General features: G+C 71.4%; 21 protein-coding genes. 8 read left to right on the forward strand and 13 right to left on the reverse strand.

All coding sequences use genetic code 11. The features are described 5' to 3' along the window. Positions 1-218, forward strand: a 218-nt coding sequence (locus ADK55_RS40290; RefSeq protein WP_234350343.1) for a hypothetical protein, incomplete at its 5' end; no start/stop codon positions are given. A gap of 138 nt (positions 219-356) precedes the next feature. On the opposite strand, the gene ADK55_RS32030 is transcribed toward ADK55_RS40290, so the two are convergent. From ADK55_RS32030 to thyX, 3 genes are all read right to left on the reverse strand, one after another. Further along, complete coding sequence (locus ADK55_RS32030; protein WP_053683878.1) at positions 357-2,042, reverse strand: ribonuclease J; 1,686 nt, start codon at positions 2,040-2,042, stop codon at positions 357-359. Between the two features lie 113 nt (positions 2,043-2,155). Further along, positions 2,156-3,055 (reverse strand): 4-hydroxy-tetrahydrodipicolinate synthase, encoded by a 900-nt coding sequence (gene dapA, locus ADK55_RS32035; protein ID WP_053683880.1) that lies wholly within the window; start codon positions 3,053-3,055, stop codon positions 2,156-2,158. 198 nt (positions 3,056-3,253) lie between these two features. Then, positions 3,254-3,994 carry an FAD-dependent thymidylate synthase gene (gene thyX / locus ADK55_RS32040; protein ID WP_053683881.1) on the reverse strand — a complete coding sequence of 247 codons (741 nt, stop codon included), beginning with the start codon at positions 3,992-3,994 and terminating at the stop codon, positions 3,254-3,256. Positions 3,995-4,220: 226 nt separating this feature from the next. On the opposite strand from thyX, the gene ADK55_RS32045 reads away from it, so the two are divergent. Together ADK55_RS32045 and ADK55_RS32050 are read left to right on the forward strand one after the other, a co-directional pair. Continuing rightward, complete coding sequence (locus tag ADK55_RS32045; protein WP_053683883.1) at positions 4,221-4,460, forward strand: hypothetical protein; 240 nt, start codon at positions 4,221-4,223, stop codon at positions 4,458-4,460. Between the two features lie 48 nt (positions 4,461-4,508). Continuing rightward, positions 4,509-5,063: a PH domain-containing protein gene (locus tag ADK55_RS32050; RefSeq protein WP_053683885.1), complete on the forward strand. Its 555-nt coding sequence runs from the start codon at positions 4,509-4,511 to the stop codon at positions 5,061-5,063. Positions 5,064-5,097: 34 nt separating this feature from the next. Here the strand turns inward: ADK55_RS32050 and ADK55_RS32055 are convergent, their stop codons facing one another. From ADK55_RS32055 to eccD, 6 genes are all read right to left on the reverse strand, one after another. Then, positions 5,098-5,550, reverse strand: coding sequence for a hypothetical protein (locus ADK55_RS32055; RefSeq protein ID WP_053683886.1), 453 nt, complete (start codon positions 5,548-5,550; stop codon positions 5,098-5,100). 19 nt (positions 5,551-5,569) lie between these two features. Beyond that, positions 5,570-6,325 (reverse strand): 4-hydroxy-tetrahydrodipicolinate reductase, encoded by a 756-nt coding sequence (dapB, locus tag ADK55_RS32060; protein WP_053683889.1) that lies wholly within the window; start codon positions 6,323-6,325, stop codon positions 5,570-5,572. A gap of 81 nt (positions 6,326-6,406) precedes the next feature. Then, entirely contained in the window at positions 6,407-7,786 is a 1,380-nt protein-coding gene (locus tag ADK55_RS32065) for a M16 family metallopeptidase (RefSeq protein WP_053683891.1), read from the reverse strand. Continuing rightward, entirely contained in the window at positions 7,783-10,005 is a 2,223-nt protein-coding gene (locus ADK55_RS32070; RefSeq protein WP_053683892.1) for a polyribonucleotide nucleotidyltransferase, read from the reverse strand. Before ADK55_RS32070 ends, ADK55_RS32065 begins: the two co-directional genes overlap by 4 nt. Before the next feature lie 286 nt (positions 10,006-10,291). Further along, complete coding sequence (gene rpsO / locus ADK55_RS32075; protein WP_053683894.1) at positions 10,292-10,579, reverse strand: 30S ribosomal protein S15; 288 nt, start codon at positions 10,577-10,579, stop codon at positions 10,292-10,294. Between the two features lie 174 nt (positions 10,580-10,753). After that, the gene (gene eccD, locus ADK55_RS32080) at positions 10,754-12,265 is read right to left on the reverse strand and encodes a type VII secretion integral membrane protein EccD (protein WP_053683896.1); all 1,512 of its coding nucleotides are present in this window, start codon (positions 12,263-12,265) and stop codon (positions 10,754-10,756) included. A 207-nt stretch (positions 12,266-12,472) separates the two neighbouring features. On the opposite strand from eccD, the gene eccCa reads away from it, so the two are divergent. Then, on the forward strand, positions 12,473-16,435 hold the full coding sequence (gene eccCa / locus ADK55_RS32085; RefSeq protein ID WP_053683898.1) for a type VII secretion protein EccCa: 3,963 nt from the start codon (positions 12,473-12,475) through the stop codon (positions 16,433-16,435). 100 nt (positions 16,436-16,535) lie between these two features. Further along, on the forward strand, positions 16,536-16,769 hold the full coding sequence (locus ADK55_RS32090; protein ID WP_053683900.1) for a DUF397 domain-containing protein: 234 nt from the start codon (positions 16,536-16,538) through the stop codon (positions 16,767-16,769). Positions 16,770-16,883: 114 nt separating this feature from the next. On the opposite strand, the gene ADK55_RS32095 is transcribed toward ADK55_RS32090, so the two are convergent. The 4 genes from ADK55_RS32095 to eccB form a co-directional block, all read right to left on the reverse strand. After that, positions 16,884-17,189 (reverse strand): WXG100 family type VII secretion target, encoded by a 306-nt coding sequence (locus ADK55_RS32095; protein ID WP_053683902.1) that lies wholly within the window; start codon positions 17,187-17,189, stop codon positions 16,884-16,886. A 44-nt stretch (positions 17,190-17,233) separates the two neighbouring features. Next, the gene (locus tag ADK55_RS32100; RefSeq protein WP_053683904.1) at positions 17,234-17,554 is read right to left on the reverse strand and encodes a WXG100 family type VII secretion target; all 321 of its coding nucleotides are present in this window, start codon (positions 17,552-17,554) and stop codon (positions 17,234-17,236) included. A 213-nt stretch (positions 17,555-17,767) separates the two neighbouring features. After that, entirely contained in the window at positions 17,768-19,099 is a 1,332-nt protein-coding gene (gene mycP / locus ADK55_RS32105; protein ID WP_371591456.1) for a type VII secretion-associated serine protease mycosin, read from the reverse strand. A gap of 11 nt (positions 19,100-19,110) precedes the next feature. Continuing rightward, on the reverse strand, positions 19,111-20,685 hold the full coding sequence (gene eccB, locus ADK55_RS32110; RefSeq protein WP_053683906.1) for a type VII secretion protein EccB: 1,575 nt from the start codon (positions 20,683-20,685) through the stop codon (positions 19,111-19,113). 288 nt (positions 20,686-20,973) lie between these two features. Here eccB and eccE point away from each other — a divergent pair, with 288 nt between their 5' ends. From eccE to ADK55_RS40295, 3 genes are all read left to right on the forward strand, one after another. Further along, positions 20,974-22,245: a type VII secretion protein EccE gene (eccE, locus tag ADK55_RS32115; protein WP_053683908.1), complete on the forward strand. Its 1,272-nt coding sequence runs from the start codon at positions 20,974-20,976 to the stop codon at positions 22,243-22,245. Beyond that, the gene (locus tag ADK55_RS32120; RefSeq protein ID WP_053683910.1) at positions 22,242-22,958 is read left to right on the forward strand and encodes a hypothetical protein; all 717 of its coding nucleotides are present in this window, start codon (positions 22,242-22,244) and stop codon (positions 22,956-22,958) included. Before eccE ends, ADK55_RS32120 begins: the two co-directional genes overlap by 4 nt. 254 nt (positions 22,959-23,212) lie before the next feature. Further along, positions 23,213-24,408 (forward strand): SCO5717 family growth-regulating ATPase (locus ADK55_RS40295; protein WP_267887371.1); only part of this gene is annotated, 1,196 nt, incomplete at its 3' end.

The following is a 24,408-nucleotide window of genomic DNA, read 5'->3' on the forward strand; positions in this document are numbered from 1 at the left end:
CCTTCGTTTCCGACTCTATCAGACTCTTTCGTGTCCGATTCCCGGTCGAAGCGGGTTTCGCTTTCCAGTTCTTCGCTTTCGCGTTTCCCTTTCCGGCGATTCCAACTCTATCAGACCATTTCCGTGTCGTTTCCGACTCGGATTTGAATTCGATGGCCGTTGGAGGGCCTTTCCCTTTCGGGTGGATCAGACTTTATCAGGTGTTCCTGAGTGTTTGATTCCCACCCGCCCGCACGGGCGGTCGGGCACACGTGTGTGCCTGGGTGCCGTGCGAGGTGGAGACGTAAACGTACTGGAGCGGGGCCCCCGGATGCAAATCCGGTTGCCCCGCTCCGACACGGGCGCTACGACGAGGCTCAGACCTCGACGACGACCGGAAGGATCATCGGGCGGCGGCGGTAGCCGTCCGAGACCCACTTGCCCATGGTGCGGCGGATGAGCTGCTGGATCTGGTGCGGCTCGGCCACGCCGTCGGCGCCGGCGCGCGCGATGGCCTCCTCGATCTTCGGCAGGACCGCGGCGAAGGCCGAGTCCTCGATGCCGGAGCCGCGGGCCTGGATGTTCGGGCCGCTCACGACCTTGCCCGTGGTGCTGTCGACCACCACGTAGACCGAGATGATGCCCTCGTCGCCGAGGATGCGACGGTCCTTGAGCGAGGCCTCGGTGACGTCGCCGACCGAAAGGCCGTCCACGTACACGTAGCCGGCCTGGACCTTGCCCGAGATGCGGGCCTTGCCGTCGATCAGGTCGACGACCACGCCGTCCTCGGCGATGACGATCCGGTCCTTGGGGACACCCGTCATCGCGCCGAGCTCGGCGTTGGCGCGCAGGTGGCGCCACTCGCCGTGGACCGGCATCAGGTTCCGCGGCTTGCAGATGTTGTAGAAGTACAACAGCTCGCCCGCGGAGGCGTGACCGGAGACGTGCACCTTGGCGTTGCCCTTGTGCACGACGTTGGCGCCCCACCGGGTCAGGCCGTTGATCACGCGGTAGACCGCGTTCTCGTTGCCCGGGATGAGGGACGACGCCAGGATCACCGTGTCGCCGGGGACGATCCGGATCTGGTGATCGCGGTTCGCCATCCGGGACAGGGCCGCCATGGGCTCGCCCTGGGAACCCGTGCAGACGAGGACGACCTCGTGGGCCGGCAGGTCGTCGAGGGTCTTCACGTCCACGACCAGGCCCGGCGGGACCTTCAGGTAGCCCAGGTCACGGGCGATGCCCATGTTGCGGACCATCGAACGACCGACGAAGGCGACACGACGGCCGTACTCGTGGGCCGCGTCGAGGATCTGCTGGATGCGGTGCACGTGGCTGGCGAAGCTGGCCACGATGATCCGGTTGTGGGCGTTCGCGAAGACCGTGCGCAGGACGTTGGAGATCTCGCGCTCGGGCGGGACGAAGCCCGGGACCTCGGCGTTCGTCGAGTCCGAGAGGAGGAGGTCGATGCCCTCCTCGCTCAGACGCGCGAAGGCGTGCAGGTCGGTGAGGCGCTTGTCCAGCGGGAGCTGGTCCATCTTGAAGTCGCCGGTGCAGACCACCATGCCGGCGCCGGTGCGGATGGCCACGGCCAGCGCGTCCGGGATGGAGTGGTTGACCGCGATGAACTCGCAGTCGAAGGGGCCCAGGTTCTCGCGCTCGCCTTCCTTCACCTCAAGGGTGTAGGGGCGGATGCGGTGCTCCTGGAGCTTCGCCTCGATCAGGGCGAGCGTCAGCTTGGAACCGATCAGCGGGATGTCCGGCTTCTCCCGGAGGAGGTAGGGGACGGCGCCGATGTGGTCCTCGTGACCGTGCGTGAGCACGATGCCCTCGATGTCGTCGAGGCGATCCCGGATGGACGAGAAGTCCGGCAGGATCAGGTCGATGCCCGGCTGCTCCTCTTCGGGGAAGAGGACGCCGCAGTCGACGATCAGCAGGCGACCGTCGAACTCGAAGACGGTCATGTTGCGGCCGATCTCACCGAGGCCACCCAGGGGGGTGACCCGGAGGCCGCCCTTGGGGAGCTTCGGCGGCGGGCCCAGTTCAGGATGCGGATGGCTCAAAAGTGTCTCCTCACCACACGCGCCACGTACCTCGTAGGCACGTGGCGCGCATGTCATTCGTGCACTTGCTTATGCGGTTTCGGATTGTGCTTGTTCAGTTGTGAAGTCTGTTGTCAGAGCTGTACCCCGCCGGCGGCAAGATCGATCTTGAGCTGCGCCGTCTCTTCGGCGGTCAGCTCGACGAGCGGGAGCCGCAACGGGCCGGCGGGGAGTCCCTGCAGGCCGAGGGCGCCCTTGGTGGTGATGACGCCCTGCGTGCGGAACATGCCGGTGAAGACGGGGAGCAGCTTCTGGTGGATCTCGGTGGCCTTCTGGACGTCGCCGCCCAGGTGGGCGTCGAGCATCGCGCGGAGTTCGGGGGTGACCACGTGGCTGACCACGGAGACGAATCCGACCGCGCCGACCGAAAGGAGGGGCAGGTTCAGCATGTCGTCGCCGGAGTACCAGGCCAGACCGCTCTGGGCGATGGCCCAGCTGGCGCGGCCCAGGTCACCCTTGGCGTCCTTGTTGGCAACGATACGGGGGTGCTCGGCCAGTCGGACGAGGGTTTCGGTGTTGATCGGGACACCGCTGCGGCCGGGGATGTCGTAGAGCATGACGGGCAGCTCGGTGGCGTCCGCGATGGCCGTGAAGTGCCGGTATAGGCCTTCCTGCGGCGGCTTGCTGTAGTACGGCGTCACCGCGAGCAGGCCGTGGGCGCCGGTGCGCTCGGCCTGGCGGGCGAGTTCGAGGGTGTGCCGGGTGTCGTTGGTGCCGATGCCCGCCACCACGTGGGCGCGGTCGCCGACGGCTTCGAGTACGGCTCGTACGAGGTCGTTTTTCTCCGCGTCGGTGGTGGTCGGCGACTCACCGGTGGTGCCGTTGATGATCAGGCCGTCGTTGCCTGCGTCCACCAGGTGGACGGCGAGCCGCTGCGCGCCGTCGAGGTCGAGTGCGCCATCAGCCGTGAACGGCGTGATCATGGCGGTGAGGACCCGCCCGAAGGGGGTCTGCGGAGTCGAGATCGGAGCCATGGGTAACACGCTACTCGCTGCCATGCTCGCGGTGTCCCCTCGGGGGACGTGAACCGAGTGTTGGAGCCCGGCACTGCCTGCTCGGGGGTTCAAGCAGTGCCGGGTCCGTTTGATCAGCCTAGATGAACTTTACGAAACGCCGCAATACGGACACTTGGGACTTGGGCCGCACATCTGTGCGCGGGCATCGCTCCGGCCTTACGGGGCAACGCGACCGTTCGCGTTGTACGCGGCGTACGTGAGCGGCATCAGACCGGCCCAGTGCCGCTCCATCTTCTCGCCGACCATCTCGATCTCCCGCTGCGGGAAGGACGGGGTGGTCGCCAGCTCGTGCTGGGTGCGCAGGCCGAGGAAGTGCATCAGCGAGCGCGCGTTGCAGGTGGCGTACATCGAGGAGAAAAGTCCGACCGGCAGGACCGAACGGGCAACCTCCCGTGCCACGCCCGCCGCCAGCATCTCCTGGTAGGCCTGGTAGGCCTGGACGTACGAGTCCTCCATGACGCGGCCGGTCAGCTCCTGCTGCGCGGCGGTTCCCTCGACGAAGACGTACTTGCCCGGGCGGCCCTCCTGGATCAGCTTGCGATCCGCGTCCGGGACGTAGAAGACCGGCTCCAGCTCCCTGTAGCGGCCCGATTCCTCGTTGTAGGACCAGCCGACGCGGTGCCGCATGAACTCGCGGAACACGAAGATCGGGGCGCTGATGAAGAAGGTCATCGAGTTGTGCTCGAAGGGGCTGCCGTGGCGGTCGCGCATCAGATAGTTGATGAGGCCCTTGGAGCGCTCGGGGTCCTTCTGGAGCTCCTCCAGGGACTGCTCGCCGGCCGTGGAGACACGGGCGGCCCACAGCACGTCGGAGTCGGCGGCGGAGTGCTTCACCAGCTCCACCGTCACGTCACTGCGGAAGCTGGGTTTCAGGTCTGAAGCGGCGTTCTCGCTCACCGGGGGTCCTTCCGAACGGTATTACCTGGGGCGCGCCCACTCTACGGCGCGGGGAACGGCTCGATTCCCAGGCCGGCGCGGTGGCGGGGTCACCCGTACAGCTGACGCCGCGCCATGTGATTCGGCGAATGTTCCGATTCGCGGCACGGATCGGGGACTTCGGACGTCTTACCTGGAGAACGCACCACGTGGCCCGCGGGCCCTGACCGTGAGGAGAGTGCCTCCCATGTTTCGCCGGCGCGAACCCGTCCCCTTCGCCTTCGTCGCCGAGGCCGACCGATTCCGCAGTAACGTCACTCCACCGCCGCGAGAGAGTCTGGCCAAGACCCAGATCGCCGCCCGTACGCTGGTCGGACTGACCGTGGTGGCGGGGCTCGTCGGCTCGCTGCTCTTCGGCATGCCGGCACTGCAGCCGCACAAGGCGCCCCAGAAGTCACAGCAGTCGGAGGCGTCCGAGGGGCGGTAGCCTCACGGGCACAGCCCAACCGAACGTGCATGTGAGTGAGGTCCAGCCGTGCCCCTGCCCTTCTTGACGGCCGACGGCGTCTTCGACGCGCACGAAGAAGAGACACTGCCCCACGACGATCCCGACCGTTGGCGTCGGCCCTACCGTCCCGGCCCCTGGCGGGTCGCCGTCGCGGCGCTGCTGCTGCTGCTCTCCGCCTTCATGCTCCTGGCCACGATGATCGTCGCCTTCGCGGGCACCTGGGGCGGGGCTCTGCTCTCCCTGGCGGCCGCGCTCGCCGTGGTCGGGGCGACCCTGCGCCTGCTGCGCATGGGTGTCTGGGTGAGTCGTACGGGACTGCGTCGGGTGGGGTTCTTCGGAACGCGCTCGGTCGCCTGGAGCAAGATCGACAGCATTCGTACCGTGCAGCAGCCTGTGCGTTGGCTCGGACTGCCGAGGACGGTGCAGGGTCAGGCCCTGACCGCGGCGGCGCGCGACGGCGGCGAACTGCCGGTGCTCCTGACCGACCACAACGCCGATTTCCTGGCCCGGTCCGAGGCTTTCGACCGGGCCGCCGGGATGGTGGAGGCGTGGGCCGACGAGTACCGGCCCGTTCCCGCCTGAGTCGTCGCCGGCGCACGTGGAGCCCGTACGGGGATCAGACCTGTACGGGCTTTCCGTCGTGCAGGGCGATGGCTCGCTGCATGGCCCTGCGGGCCCGCGGGGTGTCGCGGGCGTCGTGGTAGGCCACGGCGAGCCGGAACCAGCTGCGCCAGTCGCCCGGCGCGTCCTCGGTCTCGACCTTGCGGCGCGCGAAGACCTCGTCGGCGGAGTCCCGAAGGATCCGCCCGTACTGGTCCCGCTCCAGCTCGTCCGCCGGCAGGGCGCCCTCGGCCTCCAGCTCGGCGGCGAGCTGGTTGGCCTTGGTGACGAACCGCGTGTTCTTCCAGAGGAACCAGATGCCGATGACCGGCAGGATCAGCACGGAAAGGCCCATGGTGACGGTGAGCCAGGTGCCGTGCTGAATCAGCATCAGGCCCCGGCTGCCGACCAGGACGAAGTAGACGACCAGGACGGCGGCCGTGAGGAAGTAGGTGATCTTCGCGCGCATGGGTACTACTGCCTGCTCATCAGCCGAGGTCGAGGAAGTGTTCCAGGCCGAAGGTGAGGCCCGGGGTCTGCGTCACGCGGCGCGCGCCGAGCAGGATGCCCGGCATGAAGCTGCTGTGGTGCAGGGAATCGTGACGGATGGTGAGGGTCTCCCCCTCGCCGCCGAGGAGCACCTCCTGGTGGGCCAGCAGGCCGCGCAGTCGGATGGCGTGCACGGGCACGCCGTCCACGTCGGCGCCGCGGGCTCCGTCGAGGGCGGTGGCGGTGGCGTCGGGCTGGGCGCCCAGACCGGCTTCGGCGCGGGCGGCCGCGATGAGCTGCGCGGTGCGGGTCGCCGTGCCCGAGGGGGCGTCCACCTTGTTGGGGTGGTGCAGCTCGACGACCTCGACGGACTCGAAGTAGCGGGCGGCCTGGGCGGCGAACTTCATGGTGAGGACGGCGCCGATGGAGAAGTTGGGGGCGATGAGCACCCCGGTCTCCGGGGAGCCTGCGAGCCAGGTGTTCAGCTCGGCCAGGCGCTCCTCGGTCCAGCCGGTGGTGCCGACGACGGCGTGGATGCCGCGGCGGACGCAGAAGTCGAGGTTGTCCATGACGGCGGCGGGGGTGGTCAGCTCGACGACGACCTGGGCGCCGGCGTCGGTCAGTGTCTCCAGCTTGTCCCCGCGGGTGAGCGCGGCGACCAGTTCCATGTCCTCGGCGGCCTCGACGGCCTTGACCGCCTCGGCGCCGATGCGCCCCTGGGCGCCGAGAACCGCGACCCGCAGCTTGCTGCTCATGCTCGTGCTTCCTTCGCTTCCATGTCACAGGGCCGGGTGCCGGCCGGCCGGGGCGGACCGGCACCCGGAAACCCCAGGATCTCAGGCCACCGCTTCGTCGAGGCGGGCGGCCTGCTTCTCCTTCAACGGTCCGATCACGGCGAGGGACGGCTTGTGGGCCAGCACGTCCTGCGCGACGGCCCGGACGTCGTCCGGGGTCACGGCCGCGATCCGGGCCAGCATGTCGTCGACCGACATCTGGTCGCCCCAGCACAGCTCGCTCTTGCCGATCCGGTTCATGATGGCACCGGTGTCCTCCAGGCCGAGGACCGTGGAGCCGGACAGTTGGCCGACGGCCCGCCTGATCTCCTCGTCCGTGAGCCCGTCCGAGGCGACCTTGTCCAGCTCGTCCCGGCAGATCCGCAGCACGTCGTGGACCTGGCTGGGCCGGCAGCCGGCGTACACGCCGAACAGGCCGGTGTCGGCGAAGCCCGAGGTGTACGAGTACACGCTGTAGGCGAGGCCGCGCTTCTCCCGGACCTCCTGGAACAGCCGGGAGGACATGCCGCCGCCGAGGGCCGTGTTCAGCACGCCCAGGGCCCAGCGGCGCTCGTCGGTGCGGGCGAGGCCGGGCATGCCGAGGACCACGTGGGCCTGCTCGGTCTTGCGGTTGACCAGTTCGATGCGGCCGGCGGTGCGGATCCGCTTGGTGCCGCCGCGCGGGCCGATCGGCTCGGCGTCGGTGCGACCCAGGGCGCCCGCCTTCTCGAAGGCGGCGCGGACCTGACGTACGACCTTGTTGTGGTCGACGTTGCCCGCCGCGGCCACGACCAGGTGGGTCGGGTCGTAGTGCTTCTTGTAGAAGCGGCGGATCCGGTCGGCGCCGAGCGCGTTGATCGTCTCCACGGTGCCGAGGACGGGACGGCCCAGCGGGCTGTCGCCGAACATGGTCTGCGCGAACAGGTCGTGCACGCAGTCGCCCGGGTCGTCCTCCGTCATCGCGATCTCTTCGAGGATGACGCCGCGCTCGGCGTCGACGTCCTCCTCGCGGATCAGCGAGCCGGTCAGCATGTCGCAGACCACGTCGATGGCCAGCGGCAGGTCGGTGTCGAGCACCCGTGCGTAGTAGCAGGTGTACTCCTTCGCCGTGAAGGCGTTCATCTCCCCGCCGACCGCGTCGATCGCGGAGGAGATGTCGAGGGCACTGCGCTTGTCGGTGCCCTTGAAGAGGAGGTGCTCCAGGTAGTGCGTGGCGCCGTTGAGCGTGGGCGTCTCGTCCCGGGAGCCCACGTTCGCCCAGATGCCGAAGGTGGCGGAGCGGACGGAGGGCAGCGTCTCGGTGACGATGCGCAGTCCGCCGGGCAGGACCGTGCGCCGGACGGTGCCGATGCCGTTCTGCCCCTTGAGCAGGGTTTGGGTACGGGCGACGGCCCGCCCCTCCGAAGAGGGGCGGGCCGTCACACGGGAACTACGCGACGTCACTTGTCGGAGTCGTCCTTGTCAGCGTCGGCGTCGGCCGCTTCGCCCTCGACCACGGGGACGAGGGAGAGCTTGCCGCGGGAGTCGATCTCGGCGATCTCGACCTGGACCTTGGTGCCGACCGCGAGCACGTCCTCGACGTTCTCCACGCGCTTGCCACCGGCGAGCTTGCGGATCTGCGAGATGTGCAGCAGGCCGTCCTTGCCGGGCATGAGGGAGACGAAGGCACCGAAGGTGGTGGTCTTGACGACCGTACCCAGGTAGCGCTCGCCGACCTCCGGCATGGTCGGGTTGGCGATCTGGTTGATCGTGGCGCGGGCGGCCTCGGCGGCCGGGCCGTCGGCGGCACCGATGTAGATGGTGCCGTCGTCCTCGATCGTGATCTCGGCGCCGGTGTCCTCCTGGATCTGGTTGATCATCTTACCCTTGGGGCCGATGACCTCACCGATCTTGTCCACCGGGATCTTGACGGTGATGATCCGGGGGGCGTTGGGGGACATCTCGTCCGGCGTGTCGATCGCTTCCATCATCACGTCGAGGATGTGGAGGCGGGCGTCGCGGGCCTGCTTGAGGGCGGCGGCCAGAACCGAGGCCGGGATGCCGTCGAGCTTGGTGTCCAGCTGAAGCGCGGTGACGAACTCCTTGGTGCCGGCGACCTTGAAGTCCATGTCGCCGAAGGCGTCCTCCGCACCGAGGATGTCGGTGAGGGCGACGTAGTGGGTCTTGCCGTCGATCTCCTGGGAGATCAGACCCATGGCGATGCCGGCGACGGGGGCCTTGAGGGGCACACCGGCGTTCAGCAGCGACATGGTGGAGGCGCAGACCGAGCCCATGGACGTCGAGCCGTTGGAGCCGAGGGCCTCGGACACCTGACGGATCGCGTAGGGGAACTCCTCGCGGGTCGGGAGGACCGGCACGATCGCGCGCTCGGCGAGCGCGCCGTGGCCGATCTCGCGGCGCTTCGGCGAACCGACGCGGCCGGTCTCGCCGACGGAGTACGGCGGGAAGTTGTAGTTGTGCATGTAGCGCTTGCGGGTCACCGGGGAGAGGGTGTCCAGCTGCTGCTCCATACGGAGCATGTTGAGGGTGGTGACGCCCAGGATCTGGGTCTCGCCACGCTCGAACAGCGCCGAGCCGTGCACGCGCGGGATGGCCTCGACCTCGGCGGCGAGGGTACGGATGTCCGTGATCCCGCGGCCGTCGATGCGGACCTTGTCCTTGATGACGCGCTCGCGCACCAGGGCCTTGGTCAGGCTGCGGTAGGCGGCGGAGATCTCCTTCTCGCGGCCCTCGAAGGCCGGGAGGAGCTTCTCGGCGGCGATCTCCTTGACGCGGTCCAGCTCGGCCTCGCGGTCCTGCTTGCCCGCGATGGTCAGCGCCTGGGAGAGCTCGCCCTTGACGGCGGCCGAGAGGGCCTCGTACACGTCGTCCTGGTAGTCCAGGAAGACCGGGAACTCGCCCTCGGGCTTGGCGGCCTTGGCGGCCAGGTCGGCCTGGGCCTTGCAGAGGACCTTGATGAAGGGCTTCGAGGCGTCGAGGCCGGCGGCCACGACCTCCTCGGTCGGCGCCTCGGCGCCGCCCTTGACCAGGGCGATGGTCTTCTCGGTGGCCTCGGCCTCGACCATCATGATCGCGACGTCGCCGTCCTCCAGGACGCGACCCGCGACGACCATGTCGAAGACGGCGTCCTCGAGCTCGGTGTGCGTCGGGAAGGCGACCCACTGGCCGCGGATCAGCGCGACGCGGACGCCGCCGATCGGGCCGGAGAAGGGCAGGCCGGCCAGCTGGGTGGACGCGGAGGCGGCGTTGATCGCCACGACGTCGTACAGGTGGTCGGGGTTGAGCGCCATGATCGTCGCGACGACCTGGATCTCGTTGCGCAGGCCCTTCTTGAAGGACGGGCGCAGCGGGCGGTCGATCAGGCGGCAGGTGAGGATCGCGTCCTCGGAGGGCCGGCCCTCGCGACGGAAGAAGGAGCCGGGGATCTTGCCGGCCGCGTACTGCCGCTCCTCGACGTCCACCGTGAGGGGGAAGAAGTCGAGCTGGTCCTTGGGCTTCTTCGACGCGGTGGTGGCGGACAGCACCATCGTGTCGTCGTCCAGGTAGGCAACGGCGGAGCCGGCGGCCTGGCGGGCCAGACGGCCCGTCTCGAAGCGGATGGTGCGGGTGCCGAAGGAACCGTTGTCAATGACGGCCTCGGCGTAGTGGGTCTCGTTCTCCACTAGCGATATCTCCATTTTCGTCGTCTCCGTCCGCCACCCGTGTGGTGACGAACGGTGTTGGAGAAGCGCTCCTGGCGTGCGGGCCGGTCTTCGATCGAAGCACCCGGTTCGTTGCCCTCGCTGGGCTTTCCGGATGCCACTACCGAGGACCGGCGGCGTAGGGAGGGCGCTCCTCCTCTTCGGTTGTGCGCGTGTGCTTCCAGACTACAAAGCGTGTGGCGCGTCGCGCACGTACAGCAAAGGGAGCGGCCCCCTCAGTGTGGGAACCGCTCCCTTCACAGCGTCTTTACTTGGCGCCGGCCGCACCGCGGCGGATGCCGAGGCGCTCGACCAGCGTACGGAAGCGCTGGATGTCCTTCTTGGCCAGGTACTGCAGCAGGCGGCGACGCTGGCCGACCAGGATCAGCAGACCACGACGGGAGTGGTGGTCGTGCTTGTGGGTCTTGAGGTGCTCGGTCAGGTCCGAGATGCGGCGGGAGAGCATCGCGACCTGAACCTCGGGGGAGCCGGTGTCGCCCTCCTTGGCACCAAATTCTTCGATGAGCTGCTTCTTCGTTGCGGCGTCGAGCGGCACGCGTACTCCTCGTGATAGGTCTTCGTTGCCACCGAGTGCCCCAGGTCGAATTCTCTGGGGATCTTCCGTTACTCGGGAGGCGGGGTCCGCTGAGCGCAGCCTCCAGAGGACCTCCGGGAGCGCGTACACAAACGGCCGTCACACAGCGTACCAGGCTGCCGGGTCCCGGCAGTCTCAGCTGGTGAGAGCGCGGGCCCGGGAGTAGACGTCGAGCACGGCCAGGGTCAGCGGGACCAGGCTGAGCAGCACCGCGGCCTCGGTGAGGTCGAGCATCCGTCCCCAGAAGGGTGACAGACCCTTGCGCGGGATGACAAGCGCAATACCGGTGAGGAGGACCGCGCCGGCGGCGACGGCGGCCGAGAGCCAGATCGCGCGGAGGTCCAGGCCGCCGCGGTCGCCGTGGAGCAGGAGCTCCGCGACGAGGTCGGCCGGCGGGTGCAGGGCGAGCCCCAGGACGAGCAGGGCGACGGCGGCGAGGCCGGCGGCGAGGGCGCACACCACCTGTGAGGTGTAGCGGAAGAGCCGGGCCCGGAGCAGCATGGCGAGGCCGGCGGTCAGGGCGAGCAGCCGGCCCCAGGTGTCGTCGGAGAAGCCGAGGACCGCGGCGGCGCCCACGGCGACGGCCGCGCAGCCACCGACGAGGCCGAGCAGCATCTCGTGGCCCCGGCGGGCCTGGACGGCGATGGCCTCGGCGTCGAGGGCGGCCGGGTCGCGCCGGGCCTCGGCGGCGGGATCGGTCGGGGCGCCGGTGGGCCGGGGCTCGTGGTGGTCCGGGATCTCGTGGTCGCCGGCGGAGCTCTGCGGGGCGGCGTAGCCGATGGGCAGTCGGGCGAAGCGCGCGGAGAGGCCGGGGAGGAAGGCGACGAGGCCCACGGCGACGGGGGCGCAGACGGCGGCCGTGGCGGTGGCGGAGCCCTCGGTGGCGATGGCCGCGAAGGCGGCGAGGGTGCCGGTGGCGGCCAGGAAGGTGGCCGCGACGAAGGGGGCGTCGCCGTTCGGGGTGAGGGCGACCAGGGCGACGGCGGCGACGAGGGCGCAGAGGCAGCCGAGGAGGAACTGGAGGCGGCCGGGTCCCTGGCCGGCCGCGGGCGCGACGATGGCGGAGCCGGCGATCAGCAGGTGCGGGAGGGCGGCGAGGCCGAGGGCGACGGCGGAGCCCCGGTCGCCGTACACCCGGGCGCGGACGCCGGCGGTGGCGACCAGCAGGACGGCGACGGCGCCGGCGATGACGCCGGGCAGGCCGTGCATGTCGTGGCGGACCGGGTCGGCGTACCAGAGGACGAAGCCGAGCAGGACGAGCAGGACGGAGGCGCCGGCCAGGCCCGCGCCGCGCAGCATGTCGTCGCTCCAGCGGTGGCGGTCGCGGACGACGGCCGAGGCGACGGCGTCGGAGACGTCGTCGAAGACGGCGGGCGGCAGGGACTCGGCGAAGGGGCGCAGGCTGAGCACCTCGCCGTCGAGGACCTGCTGGGCGGCGAGGGTGCGGGCGCCGTCGAGGACGACGCCGGAGCGGCGTACGAGGTGGAAGCCGGTCGGTGCGCCGACGGGCTGGGTCTGGCCGGTGAGGCGCAGCAGTTCGGGGTAGACGTCGGCGACGGCGATGTCCTCGGGGAGGGCCACGTCTATCCGGCTGTCCGGGGCCACGACGGTGACCCTGCAGAAACCCGTCGCCTCGGCCGTACTCACCTGTGTGCCCCCTGGTTGGCGTGTCCGGCCGTGCGCGTGCGCGGGCCGAGTTCGCGGTTGCGCATGCCGCGCGCGGTCACCCTACCGGGCCGCCGCGGGAGGGTCGGCAAGTAGGATCGCCGTCGCGCGGGGGAGTCCCCCTCCGTGTCCGGGACTTGGGGGCGCCGGTTGCGACGTCCCGTCCGTTTTCAAGGGATTGATGCTCCGGTGAGCCAGATCGTCGTGAAGCGCCCGCCCCGGGCGCTGCCGCCCGAAGTCCCTTCGGAGGAACTGAGGCTGGAGGCGCCGCCGGAACTGCCGCGCGGGCAGCAGGAGGGCATGCTGATGCAGCTCCTGCCGATGCTCGGCATGGGTTCGTCGGTCGTCTTCTTCTTCATGCCGGGCGCGGCGCCGTTCATGCGGATCATGGGCGTGCTGATGCTGGTGTCGACCGTGGGCATGGTGATCGCCCAGCTGGTGCGTCATCGGCGCGGTACGCAGGGGCAAATGGCCGACGTGCGCCGGGACTACATGAAGTACCTGGCGCAGACCCGGCGGCAGGTGCGCAGGACGGCGCGGGCGCAGCGCGACGCGCAGTTGTATCTGCACCCGGCCCCGGAGCAGTTGTGGTCGGTGGTGGCCGAGGGGTCGCGGCTGTGGGAACGGCGGGTCGGGGACGCGGACTTCGGGCAGGCGCGGCTGGGCTTGGGCGCGCAGCGGTTGGCGACCGCGTTGGTGGCTCCGGACACGGCGCCGGTGGACGAGCTGGAGCCGCTGACGGCGGGCGCGATGCAGCGGTTCCTGAAGGTGCACTCCTCGTTGGACGGGCTGCCGGTGGCGGTGTCGATCCGGGCGTTCTACCACGTGACGGTGTCCGGGGAGACGGAGTCGGCGCGCGGGACGGCGCGGGCGTTGGTGGCGCAACTGGCGACGTTGCACTCCCCCGAGGACCTGATGGTGGCCGTGGTGGCCGCGCCGGGTGCGGTGCCCTCGTGGGACTGGACGAAGTGGTTGCCGCACACGCAGGTGCCCGGTCAGGTGGACGGGGCCGGCACGAAGCGGCTGTTCGGTGACGACCTGGGTGAGCTGGAGGGGTTGTTGGCGTCGCGGCTGGAGGGGCGGCCGCGCTTCAGCCGGGAGGTCTCCCCCGTGTTGGACCAGCCGCACCTGGTGGTCGTGCTGGACGGGGGGATCGTGCCCCCGGATTCGGTGTTCGCGGCGGTGGAGGGCCTCCAGGGGGTCACCGTCGTCGAGGTGGTCGCGGGCGAGCTCGACGAGCCGCGCGGCGGCTTGTCCGTGGTGGTGCGGCCGGGTCGGTTGCGGCTGGAGTCGGGCGCCGGCGTCGCCTACGAGGGGGTGCCGGACACCCTGTCGTTGCCGGCGGCGGAGGCTCTGGCCCGACAGTTGGCGCCGCTGCGCACGGGTGGCGGTGACGAGGACGAGCCCTTGTTGGCGAACCTGGACTTCACGGATCTGCTGAACCTGGGTGACGCGGCCTCGATCGACGTGTCGCGGACGTGGCGGCCCCGGTCGGCCGGTGAGCGGTTGCGCGTGCCGATCGGCGTGGGCGAGGACGGCTCCCCGGTGATGCTGGACCTCAAGGAGGCCGCCCAGGAGGGCATGGGTCCGCACGGTCTGTGCGTGGGTGCGACCGGTTCCGGGAAGTCGGAGCTGCTGCGGACGCTGGTGTTGGGTCTGGCGGTCACGCACACCTCGGAGACGTTGAACTTCGTCCTCGCGGACTTCAAGGGTGGTGCGACGTTCACGGGCATGGGGCAGATGCCGCACGTGGCGGCGGTGATCACCAACCTGGCGGACGACCTGACGCTCGTGGACCGCATGGGCGACTCGATCCGCGGCGAGTTGCAGCGCCGGCAGGAGCTGCTGCGGTCGGCGGGCAACTACGCGAACGTCCACGACTACGAGAAGGCGCGGGCGGCCGGCGCGCCGCTGGAGCCGTTGGCCTCGCTGGTGTTGGTCATCGACGAGTTCTCCGAACTGCTGACGGCGAAGCCCGACTTCATCGACATGTTCATCCAGATCGGTCGCATCGGGCGTTCGCTGGGCGTGCACCTGTTGCTGGCGTCGCAGCGGCTCGAGGAGGGGAAGCTGCGCGGGCTGGACACGTACCTCTCGTACCGGGTGGGTCTGCGGACGTTCTCGGCGGCCGAGTCGCGGACCGCGCTCGGGGTGCCCGACGCCTACCACCTGCCGTCGGTGCCGGGTTCGGGGTACCTGAAGTTCGGTACGGACGAGATGACCCGCTTCAAGGCGGCGTACGTGTCGGGCACCTACCGTTCGGGCGGGCCCGACCTGTCGGTGGGGCTGTTCCCGTTGGAGCGGCGGCCCGTGCGCTTCACGGCGGCGCCGGTGCCGGTGGTGTACGCGGCGCCGGACCCGGCGTACCTGGCGGCGCAGGCGGCCGCGCAGGGGGACGACGCCCTGGCGGACACCGTGCTGGACGTGATCGTGGGCCGGCTGGAGGGTCAGGGCGTGCCGGCGCACCAGGTGTGGCTGCCGCCGCTCGACCAGGCACCGCCGCTGGACCAGTTGCTGCCGGCCCTGGCCCCGTCGGCGGAGCGCGGGTTGCACGCGCAGGGGTACACGCGGCCCGGCGGGCTCGTCGTGCCGCTCGGCCTGATCGACAAGCCGTTCGAGCAGCGGCGTGAGGTGTTGTACCGGGACTTCTCCGGTGCGGCGGGCCACATGATGGTGGTGGGCGGTCCGCAGTCGGGCAAGTCGACGCTGATGCGTACGTTGATCTCCTCGTTCGCGTTGACGCACACCCCGCGCGAGGTGCAGTTCTACGGTCTGGACTTCGGCGGCGGCAGCCTCTCGTCGGTCGCGGAGCTGCCGCACGTGGGTGGGATCGCCTCGCGGCTCGATCCGGAGCGGGTGCGCCGGGCGGTCGCGGAGGTCGCGGGCATCCTCGATCGGCGCGAGGAGTTCTTCCGCGCCAACGGCATCGACTCGATGGGCACCTACCGTCGGCGGCGCGCGGCGGGCGAGCTGCCCGGCGAGGCGTGGGGCGACGTGTTCCTGATCGTCGACGGGTGGGGCGGCTTCCGTACCGAGTACGAGGGCCTGGAGCCGGTCGTCACGGACATCGCCGCTCGCGGCCTGGGGTACGGGATCCACGTGGTGGTGACGGCCGCGCGCTACATGGAGGTGCGGTCCGCGCTGAAGGACCAGATGTTGAGTCGGCTGGAACTGCGGCTCGGCGACGTCATGGACTCCGAGTTCGACCGGCGGGTCGCCGCGAACGTCCCCACGGGGATGCCGGGTCGCGGTCAGGTGCCGGAGAAGCTGCACTTCCTCGGCGCGCTGCCGCGGATCGACGGTTCGCACACCGCGCAGGACCTGTCGGACGCCACGGCGGCGTTCGTGGCGGCGGTGAAGGGGGCGTGGACGGGGGCCTCGGCTCCGGGCGTGCGGCTGCTGCCGCGGCTGCTCCACGCCGATCAGCTGCCCAAGGGCGGGGAGTACCCCTCGCGCGGGATCTCGATCGGCATCGGGGAGACGGACCTGGAGCCGGTGTTCGTCGACTTCGAGACCGATCCGTTCTTCCTGGTCTTCGGCGAGAGCGAGTCGGGCAAGACGAACCTGCTGCGGCTCATCGCCCGGCAGATCGCCGACCGGTACACCCCCGACCAGGCCAAGCTGGTGGTCGGCGACTACCGGCGGGGGCTGCTCGGGGCGCTCCCGGAGGAGCACCTGTTGGAGTACGCGCCGATGGCGAGTTCCCTCCAGATGCACATGGAGGCGCTGGGCGGGGTGTTCTCCCGGCGGCAGCCGCCCGACGACGTGACCCCGCAGCAGTTGCGGGACCGCAGTTGGTGGACGGGCCCGGACGTCTTCATCATCATCGACGACTACGACCTGGTCGCGACGAGTCAGGGCAATCCGCTGGCCGCGCTGGTGGAGTTCCTGCCCTTCGCCCGGGACACGGGCGTCCGCTTCATCGTCGCCCGGAACTCGGCGGGGGCCTCGCGTTCCCTGTACGAGCCCTTCATGCAGCGGATCAAGGAGCTGGGGGCGCAGGGCGTGGTGCTGTCGGGTGATCCTTCCGAGGGCGACCTGATCGGCAGTGTCCGGCCGCGTCCGATGCCACCGGGCCGGGGCTACTACTCCTCGCGCAAGCGGGGCACGTCGTTGGTGCAGATCGGGCGGTTGCCGAACTCCGCGCCGTGAGGCAGGACCGAGAAGTCGAATCGCTCCCCCACCCGCGGCGCCGGCGTCGATAATCGGGCCGGAACGCTGCACCGCCGTCGTACGAAGGGAAGGCCGCACCATGGGGTCCCAGCAGGAGAAGGACGAGCTGTACGCGCTCGACATCAGCGGCGTCGAGTGGGAGGGCCCGCCCGGGACGAGTCCCGACGAGGAGCGGGTCGAGATCGCCAAGCTGCCCGAGGGGGCGGTGGCCATGCGGTCCTCGCTGGACCGGGAGACGGTGCTGCGGTACACGGCGGCCGAGTGGGAGGCGTTCGTGCTCGGCGCCCGGGACGGCGAGTTCGACCTGCGCTGACGCCGGTGGCGTCGGGAGACGCGGACGGGGCGCGCCCGGTGCGGGCGCGCCCCGTTCGGGCGTTCGGCGCGGGGCCTGATGTCGGCCACCGGCTACCGGCCACCGGCTACCGGCTCAGTAGGCCTCGGTGAACAGGCGCGAGGCCTTCACGTCGGTGGCGCGGTAGTCGCCCTTGCCGGCCTCGATGAGCTTGGCGACGGTCTCCAGCTGCTTCTGCATGTGGTCGGCCGCAGCCTTGTACTTCGCCTGGAGGGCCACGTACTCGCGGTGCGCTTCACCGTCCCAGGTGTCGGTGACGACCTTGACGGCCTGCTCCATGTCGGCCAGGTCCTTGAGGATGTTGTTCGACACGATCCGGATACGGTCGGCCATCTGCTGGACGGTCTCGTACCGAACCCGGGTGTGGCCGGGGTCAACCATGGTCTTCTCCTTCGCGCTGGGGCTTGACGGGCGACGACGCCGGGTCAGATGTTGTTCAGGCCGGACTTGTTGGCGGCGGCGAAGGTCGCGCGCACGTCCTCGTCCTGGGCGTTGCTCAGGTTCTTGGTCTGCGAGATCGCGTGGTGCAGGACCCCGAGCAGGCGGCGGATCTTGTCGTGGTCCATGTTGATGTCCTCCTGCGCCTTGGCGAATCCGCCGGCGCCCACACCGGTCCAACCGGCGCTCACCGTCGCGACGATGTCGGCCAGTTCACGGGACTGGGTGGTGACGGCCTGGGCCGTCTCGGAGATCTTGTTGGCCGCCTTGACGACCGGATCGTCCGCGAGTCCGAAATTGTTCGTCATCCGAAGCTCCTCACTTCTCAATTCGCCGGCAGAACCGGCGGACTGCGTGGCGGAGCGGATGTTCCGGGCGCGGCGTGGAGCCGCTCGCCTCGGAGGTCCCCCTCCGCTTCACGCGATCCCCCGATCACAGTCGTGAAGCTCGGCGTCACTCTAGTCACTTCATCTCACCGGCCCAACACCGGTGTCCCACGGCCTTCGTGGGCCGGTGGCCGTTCACTGCAAACGGCGGCGGCGTCGGGCGTCGCGGATGACGGTGGCGGTCCCCGCGATGACACCGATGAGGACCACGCCGATCCCGAGAGCGTACGTGCCGAGGCGCTCCTGCCGTTCCTGCGCCGTCTCGGTGAGACTCAGTCGCGCGGCCTCCGGGGCGGCCGCGGGGGGCGGTCCGGGGTCCGGGACGGGAGCCTTGGGGGGTTCACTGTCCTGGGTGACCGCGCGGACGGGGTCGACGACCCCCCAACCGACGTAGTCGTCACGGCCGTTGACGGAACGCTCGGCGGTGTTCTGAATCTGCCAGACGATCTGCCGCGGGGTCCAGTCCATGTGCTCGGCGCGCAGCAGGGCGGCCAGGCCGGCGACGTACGGCGCGGAGAAACTCGTCCCGTTGTCGATGCACTGGCCGAAACCCGGGACGGTGGAGACCATGTCGACGCCGGGGGCCGCGACGCCGACGAAGTCGCCGGGCTGGGAGAAGGCGGCGCGCTCGTTGTTGCGGTCGGAGGAGGCCACGGCGAGGACGTCGGGGAAGGCGGCCGGGTAGGTCCTGCGCTTCTGTCCGCCGAGGCCGTCGTTGCCCGCCGAGGCGATCACCACGACCTTGGCGTCGACGGCGCGCTTGACGGCCTTGGCGAGGTCGGAGTCCGGGCCGAGCGGGGCGTCGGTGTCCTGCGAGATGTTGATGACGTGTGCGCCCTTGGCCAAGGCGTGGTCGATCGCCTTGGCGAGGGTGGCGGCGTTGCCGTTGCCCTGGCCGTCGTTCTGCCGGATGGGGATGACGGTGGCTTCGGGGGCGAGGCCGACGAAGCCGGTGCCCTCCTGGGGGCGGGCCGCGATCAGTCCGGCGACCTTGGTGCCGTGGCCCACGGTGTCGGCGGTGCCGTCGCCGCCCTTGGGGTCGACGAAGTCCTTGCCGGCTGAGACGTCGAGGGCTCCGCTGAGCTGCGGGTTCGCCCGGTCCACGCCGGTGTCGATGACCGCGACGCGGATGCTCGTCCCGTCCTTGGCCTTGCCCTTGGTCCGAGCCCAGAGAGCGTCGAGGAGCAGCCGTTGCAGGGCCCACGGGCGATCGGCGATCTGCTTCTTCATGGGGAAGGTGCACTCGCCGGCTCCGGAGACCCGGGAGGCGTCCGAGGCGAACGCGGGTGACGCGGGTGACGCGGCGTACGAGGGCCGGGGCGCGGCGGCGGCGCTCGCGCCGGGGATCGTGACGAGCGCGAGGGCGCAGGCGAGGAGCGCGGCCCGCGCGGCCTCGCGCGCCGGCCCGGGCTGAAGGGTTCCGGGGGCGCGGGGGGCGCGAGGGCGTCGCATCGGCGTTTCGGGCATCGGCGGCGTCCTCACGAACCCTGCGGCTGGCGGGCGGAGTTGGTGTCCAGCCGTGGCCCCTTGGAGAGGAACTCGGACCACGCGATGGGCACCATGGCCGGTGTGACGGCGCCGTAGCCGAGCCGGATCTGCGCCTGGCTGGCCTCGGGACGGCCGTCGGCGGCCGGGTCCTTCGGGGCGCCGGCGCCGATCTTCGACTGCTCGGCGTCGCTGTCGCCGTTGGCCTGTACGGCGTAGCGCAGGCCGGTGTCGGTGACCAGGAAGAGGGAGCCCCCGGCGGTGGTCTGCCGGCCCTGGGTCTGGGTGTAGAGCAGGCCCGAGCCGGGGGTGACGTACGAGCTGGTGCCGCTGGCGGTGATGTCGAGGGGGAAGCCGGTGCCGGCCCAGGTGCTGAGGGTCTGGTTGCCCTGGCCGTCGACGGATCGCAGGACGTTGCAGACGGTGTCGCGCTGCTCGGTTGCCTCGGCGGCGCCGGCGGTCGGCGCGACGCGGTTGATCTGGGGGCCGCGTCGCTGCGGCCATCTGGCCTCGTTCTTGAACGGGGTGGCGTCCGGGGTGAGCGACTGGAGGTCGATCTCGCGGGCCTTGCCGTGCATGTCGAGGGCGTCGGTCGCCGGCGCGGAGATCAGCAGCCAGGCCACGAACTCCGATACCGGGGCGACCCGTCCGGGCAGGACCACGTAGTGCTGGGTGCCGGAGCCGGTCTGGGCGGTGAGCACCATGCCGACCTTGTTGTCGGCGGTGGCCAGGCCCTGCACGTTCGCGTTGGCGCCCGGTGTGCCGGGCAGCTGCGGGAAGGCCAGGTCGTCGCCGGGGTTGAGGGTGGCCAGCCACTGCTCGGTGACGGACTGCGGGACGGCGCCGGTACCGACCAGGGCGGTGGTGAGGGTGCCCGCGTCCGGTCCGCCCTCGGGGAACCTGTACTTGGTGCCGCCGGCATCGACCAGGTAGCGCTCCTTGGCGCCGCCGGTGTTGCGTACGTAGAGCAGTTGGCCGCCGGTGACCTTGCCAGGGCCGTCCACGCGCCCCGCCTCGCGTTCGGCGAGGACGAAGGCGGCGGTCTGTACTCCCTGGCCGTTGCCGCCGGGCTGTTGACAGACCGCCCAGCGCTTGGCCTCGCCGGCGTCCGCGGCGGTGGGCAGCCGGTCGGGGGCGTAGGGGATGCCGATGATCGGGCCGCGCGGCGGTTTGCCCGCGTCGAGGATCTTGTCGTCGATCGGGACGACCTTGAACTTGGACGGATCCAGGAGGAGTCGGGCGGAGGCCAGGTTCAGCACCGGGTGGAGCCGCGTCTGCGCCTTGCCGTTGATCTTGGTGGACAGGACCACGTAGCGGGTCGTGGACTGTTTGCCGACGATGACCGTGGTGCCCGGCTCGGCCCAGCCCTTGGGCGCCTGCGGTTTGAACATGCCCCAGGCGCCGAAGCCCGCCAACACCAGTGCCCCGACGATCACTCCGGGCAGGACGGCGCGCAGTGGCCTGGGCGCTCCCTCCTCCGTGCCGGTGGCGGACGGTTGGAGGAAGGCAGCCACCGTACGCCGCTTCGCAAAGGTGTACGCGTTGAGCTCATCACGTCGTGATGCCATGGCCGCCTGCTTCTCCCCGCACGGCCCGGTCGGTGAGTACGGTCCCCGAGCCTCGATTGTCTGACCGGGCACCTACTATGCCTCTTGCCGGAGGCCACGTACGGGGCGGGTAGGCTCTGTTGGCCGTTCAACACCCCCGTTCACGACCTCCGGACCGCGCGATTTCAGGCGCCTTGCGGAATCAGGGCCTGTCGGGGCGGATCGAGGGGATTTCCGGAGTCGGGCGGCGAGGGCCGCACGGCACCGGACGTACGGGGTCCGACCCCGGGATGGGGAGGTGCGCGAGTGATGGCCACCGCGACGCAGTCGCAGACGGCCCCGGCCGCACCCGCGGGCGACGGGGTGACACCGCATCCGAGGTCGGGTCCGGGGCGGTTCGGTCCGTTCCGATTGCAACAGCTCGTTCTGCTCCAGGTCGCCGCGGCGGCGCTGTTGGTGGCGTGGGTGGTGGAACCGCTGCTGCTGATGCCGGCCGGCGCACTCGCGTCGGTCCTGGTGGTGCTCGCGGTCGTGCGCCGGCGCCGGCGGTCCCTGCCGGAGTGGCTCGCCGGCTCCCTCGCGCTGCGGGCCCGCCGGGGACGGGCCGCCGCCTTCGCCGTGCCGGCCGGGACCGAACCGGGACTGGCCCCGCTGGTCGAGGCCGATCCGGCGTTGCGGACCCTGACGTTCGGGGGCCGTGACCGGCGGCCGGTGGGGATGGTGGGCGACGGGACGTTCCTGACCGCGGTCGTGCAGGTGGACACGGACGCCACCGCGCTGCGGCCGGACCGGGGCGCGCGACCGCTGCCGCTCGGTCTCGTACGGGACATCCTCGAAGTGGACGGGATCCGCCTGGAGTCCGCGCAGTTGGTGCAACACACCCAACCGGCGCCGGCGCCACACCTGCCGGACCGGTCGATGGCCGCGCTCAACTACGCCCCGCTGCAGGCCCGCACCGGCACGCCCGCGGTGCGATTGACGTGGGTCGCGCTGAAACTCGACCCGGAGCTGTGCCCCGAGGCCGTCACCGCGCGCGGCGGTGGGCTCGGCGGCGCCCAGCGGTGTCTGGTGCGGGCCGCCGACCAGTTGGCGAGCCGGCTGACGGGGGCCGGTTTCCGTGCCACGGTGCTGACGGAGCAGGAACTGACGGGCGCGCTGGCGACGTCCTCGTGCGCGAACCCGATGGCGATCACCCAGGCGGGCCGGTCGGCCGGGTCGGGTCGGCGTACGGAGGAGACCTCGCGGACCTGGCGCTGCGACGACCGCCGGCACACCACCTACTGGATCGGCCGCTGGCCGCGACTGGGCGGTTCCGGGGCGGCGCTCCCCCAGTTCGTGGCGTTGCTGACCTCCCTGCCGGCCCTGGCGACGAACTTCAGCCTCACGATGGCCCCCGCCGGGCGACAGGGCGTCACGTTGACCGGGCACGTACGGGTGACGGGGCGCAGTGACGAGGAACTCGTCGCCGCCCGGCGCGAACTGGAGCGGACGGCGCGGGGGGTGCGGGCCGACCTCGTACGACTGGACCGGGAACAGGTGCCGGGGCTGCTGGCCTCGCTGCCGCTGGGAGGCGCGCGATGAGGGGTACGGGTGCCCTGCGGGGCGGCTTCGGGCTGGCCGGCCCGCGCCGGGAGCGGCACGTGCTGCCGGCGGCGGAGCTGGACCTGCTGGCGCTCCCCGTCGGGGACGACGGGGTCGTCATCGGGGTGGACGCCGAGGGTAACCCGGCGGTGCTGGGCGTCAACCGTCCCACCCCGTACGAGGTGACGCTGATCGGCGGTCTCTGGACGGCGCAGGTGCTGGCGCTGCGCGCGGCGGCCACCGGGGCGCGGGTCGCGGTGGAGACCGGGCGCGGGCCGGCGTGGTCCGGGCTGGCGCGGGCCGCCGGGGGCGGGCAGCAGTGTGTGACCCTCCACGAGGTGGGCCGGGTCCCGCCGCAGGGCGCGTCCGCGGGCAGCCCCGTCCTGGTGATCCGGGACTGCGGGATGAGACCCCCGCGCGGCCGGGTCGTGGCGGGGCCGTGGCAGTCGGTGCTGACCCTGCTGCCCTACTTGAGCCCGACGGCGCCCCGGCTGCTGCGGAACTCCTCGGTGGTGGGCGTGCAGCGGGTCTCTCCCGACGAGGCGGAGCAGATCGGGCGCCTGATGGGGTTGCCGGCCGCGGCGGTGGACTCGCTGCCGACGCTGGGTGACGGGGTCACGCTGTGGTGTACGCCGCAGGACCGCACGTTCGTGATGACGCAGGGCACGGACACGGAGATCGGGCTGCTGGGTCCGGCGCGGCGGATCGACTGATCCCGCGCGGCGCGAAGTGCGTGGAACGGGCCGCGGGTGGCGTGCCACGGCCGTCCGGGGCTCTCCCCGGACGGGGTGAGCGGGCGCCGATCACGTTTGCTCGGCGCCCGGCCGGCCTGTAGGGAGGGACGTGGTGCGCCCCCGGTCCGCGGGCCCCCGCCGCGGCGGGCCGCGCGAGGGGGCGCCATTAGGCTGAGTGAGGGCGCGGCGTCGAGGTGGGCGCCTGTGCGGTGTTCGACAAACCAGGAGGACCAGTGAGCGGCGATCGGAACGAGAGGCGCGGCGGGACGTGGGACGTCCCGACGGACGATCAGTCCGACGCGGAGCCCGAGGTGACGGGCGAGTTCACCATCGACTACACCCCGCCGGCCTGGTACACGCAGGGTGCGCCGTCGGCTCCGGCGACGCCGGTGCCGGGGCTGCCGGAGGGCAGCGGGTTCGAACCCCACCGCCCGTCGGACGTGGTCTCGCCGTCCACTATGCGGATCGCACCGCCCGCGCCGCGGCGCCCGGCCGACGAGCAGGGCGTGCCCGCCGCGTTCACGACGCGGGCCGAACCGACGCCCGAGCCGGCGTCTCCCGAGCCGCCCCGCGTCGACGCGGCGCCGTCGCAGGAGCCCCCGACGCACGAGCCCCGGGCTTCCGCTCCGGCACATCCCGTTCCGGCGGCTTCGTACCCGAAGCCGGGCGAGGCGTCCGTTCCGGCGGTCGCGCCCCAGCCGGCGCCCGCGTACCCGGACCTCCCCGCCGCGCCGGTCGCGGAACCGGTCGAGCCGATTGCGCAGACCCCGGCGCCGACTCCCCCGTACGCGGGGCCCGCCGAACCGGTGGCCCCGCCCGCGTTCGAGGCGGCGCCGGTCGAGCCCACCCCCGCGGCCTCGGCGCCCGAGCCGGCTCCGGTCGCCCCGCCCACGCCGGTGACCCCGCCCGCGACGCCCGCGGTGACGCCGGAACCCCCGGCGCCGCCGTTCGCCGGTCCCGCGCCGGAGGGTCCCGCGCCGGAGCCGTACCAGGGCACCGCGTCCGCACCGGCTCCGGTACCCGCGCCGGTCGAGGCGCCCGAACCGGCGCCGGTCGAGCAGGCGGTGTCCGCCGCGCCCGCCGACGCCGTGTCCCCGCCTCCGGTCGCCGCTCCGGTCGCCGCGCCCGCCGACGCCGTTGCGCCGGCCGCGCCCTACCGGGACCCCGCTCCGCAGGCCCCCTTCGCGGCGCCCGCACCCGGACCGTACGCCCCGCCGCCCGTCACCCCCGCGGAGGCGCCGGCGCCCGTCGCGGAGAACCCCTACGGGGGACCCGGTGGGGCGCTTCCGCCGCAGCCCGCCTTCGGCACGCCCGGTGCCCCGCAGGGCTACGGCTTCCCGCCCTCCCCGGCCGACCGGCAGCCGCCGCCCCTCCGCTTTCGCGTCGAGCCCGTTGACACCCGCCTTGACCACCCCCTCCGCTGCCCCCA

The organism is Streptomyces sp. WM4235, assembly GCF_001279725.1.
Lineage (GTDB): Bacteria > Actinomycetota > Actinomycetes > Streptomycetales > Streptomycetaceae > Streptomyces.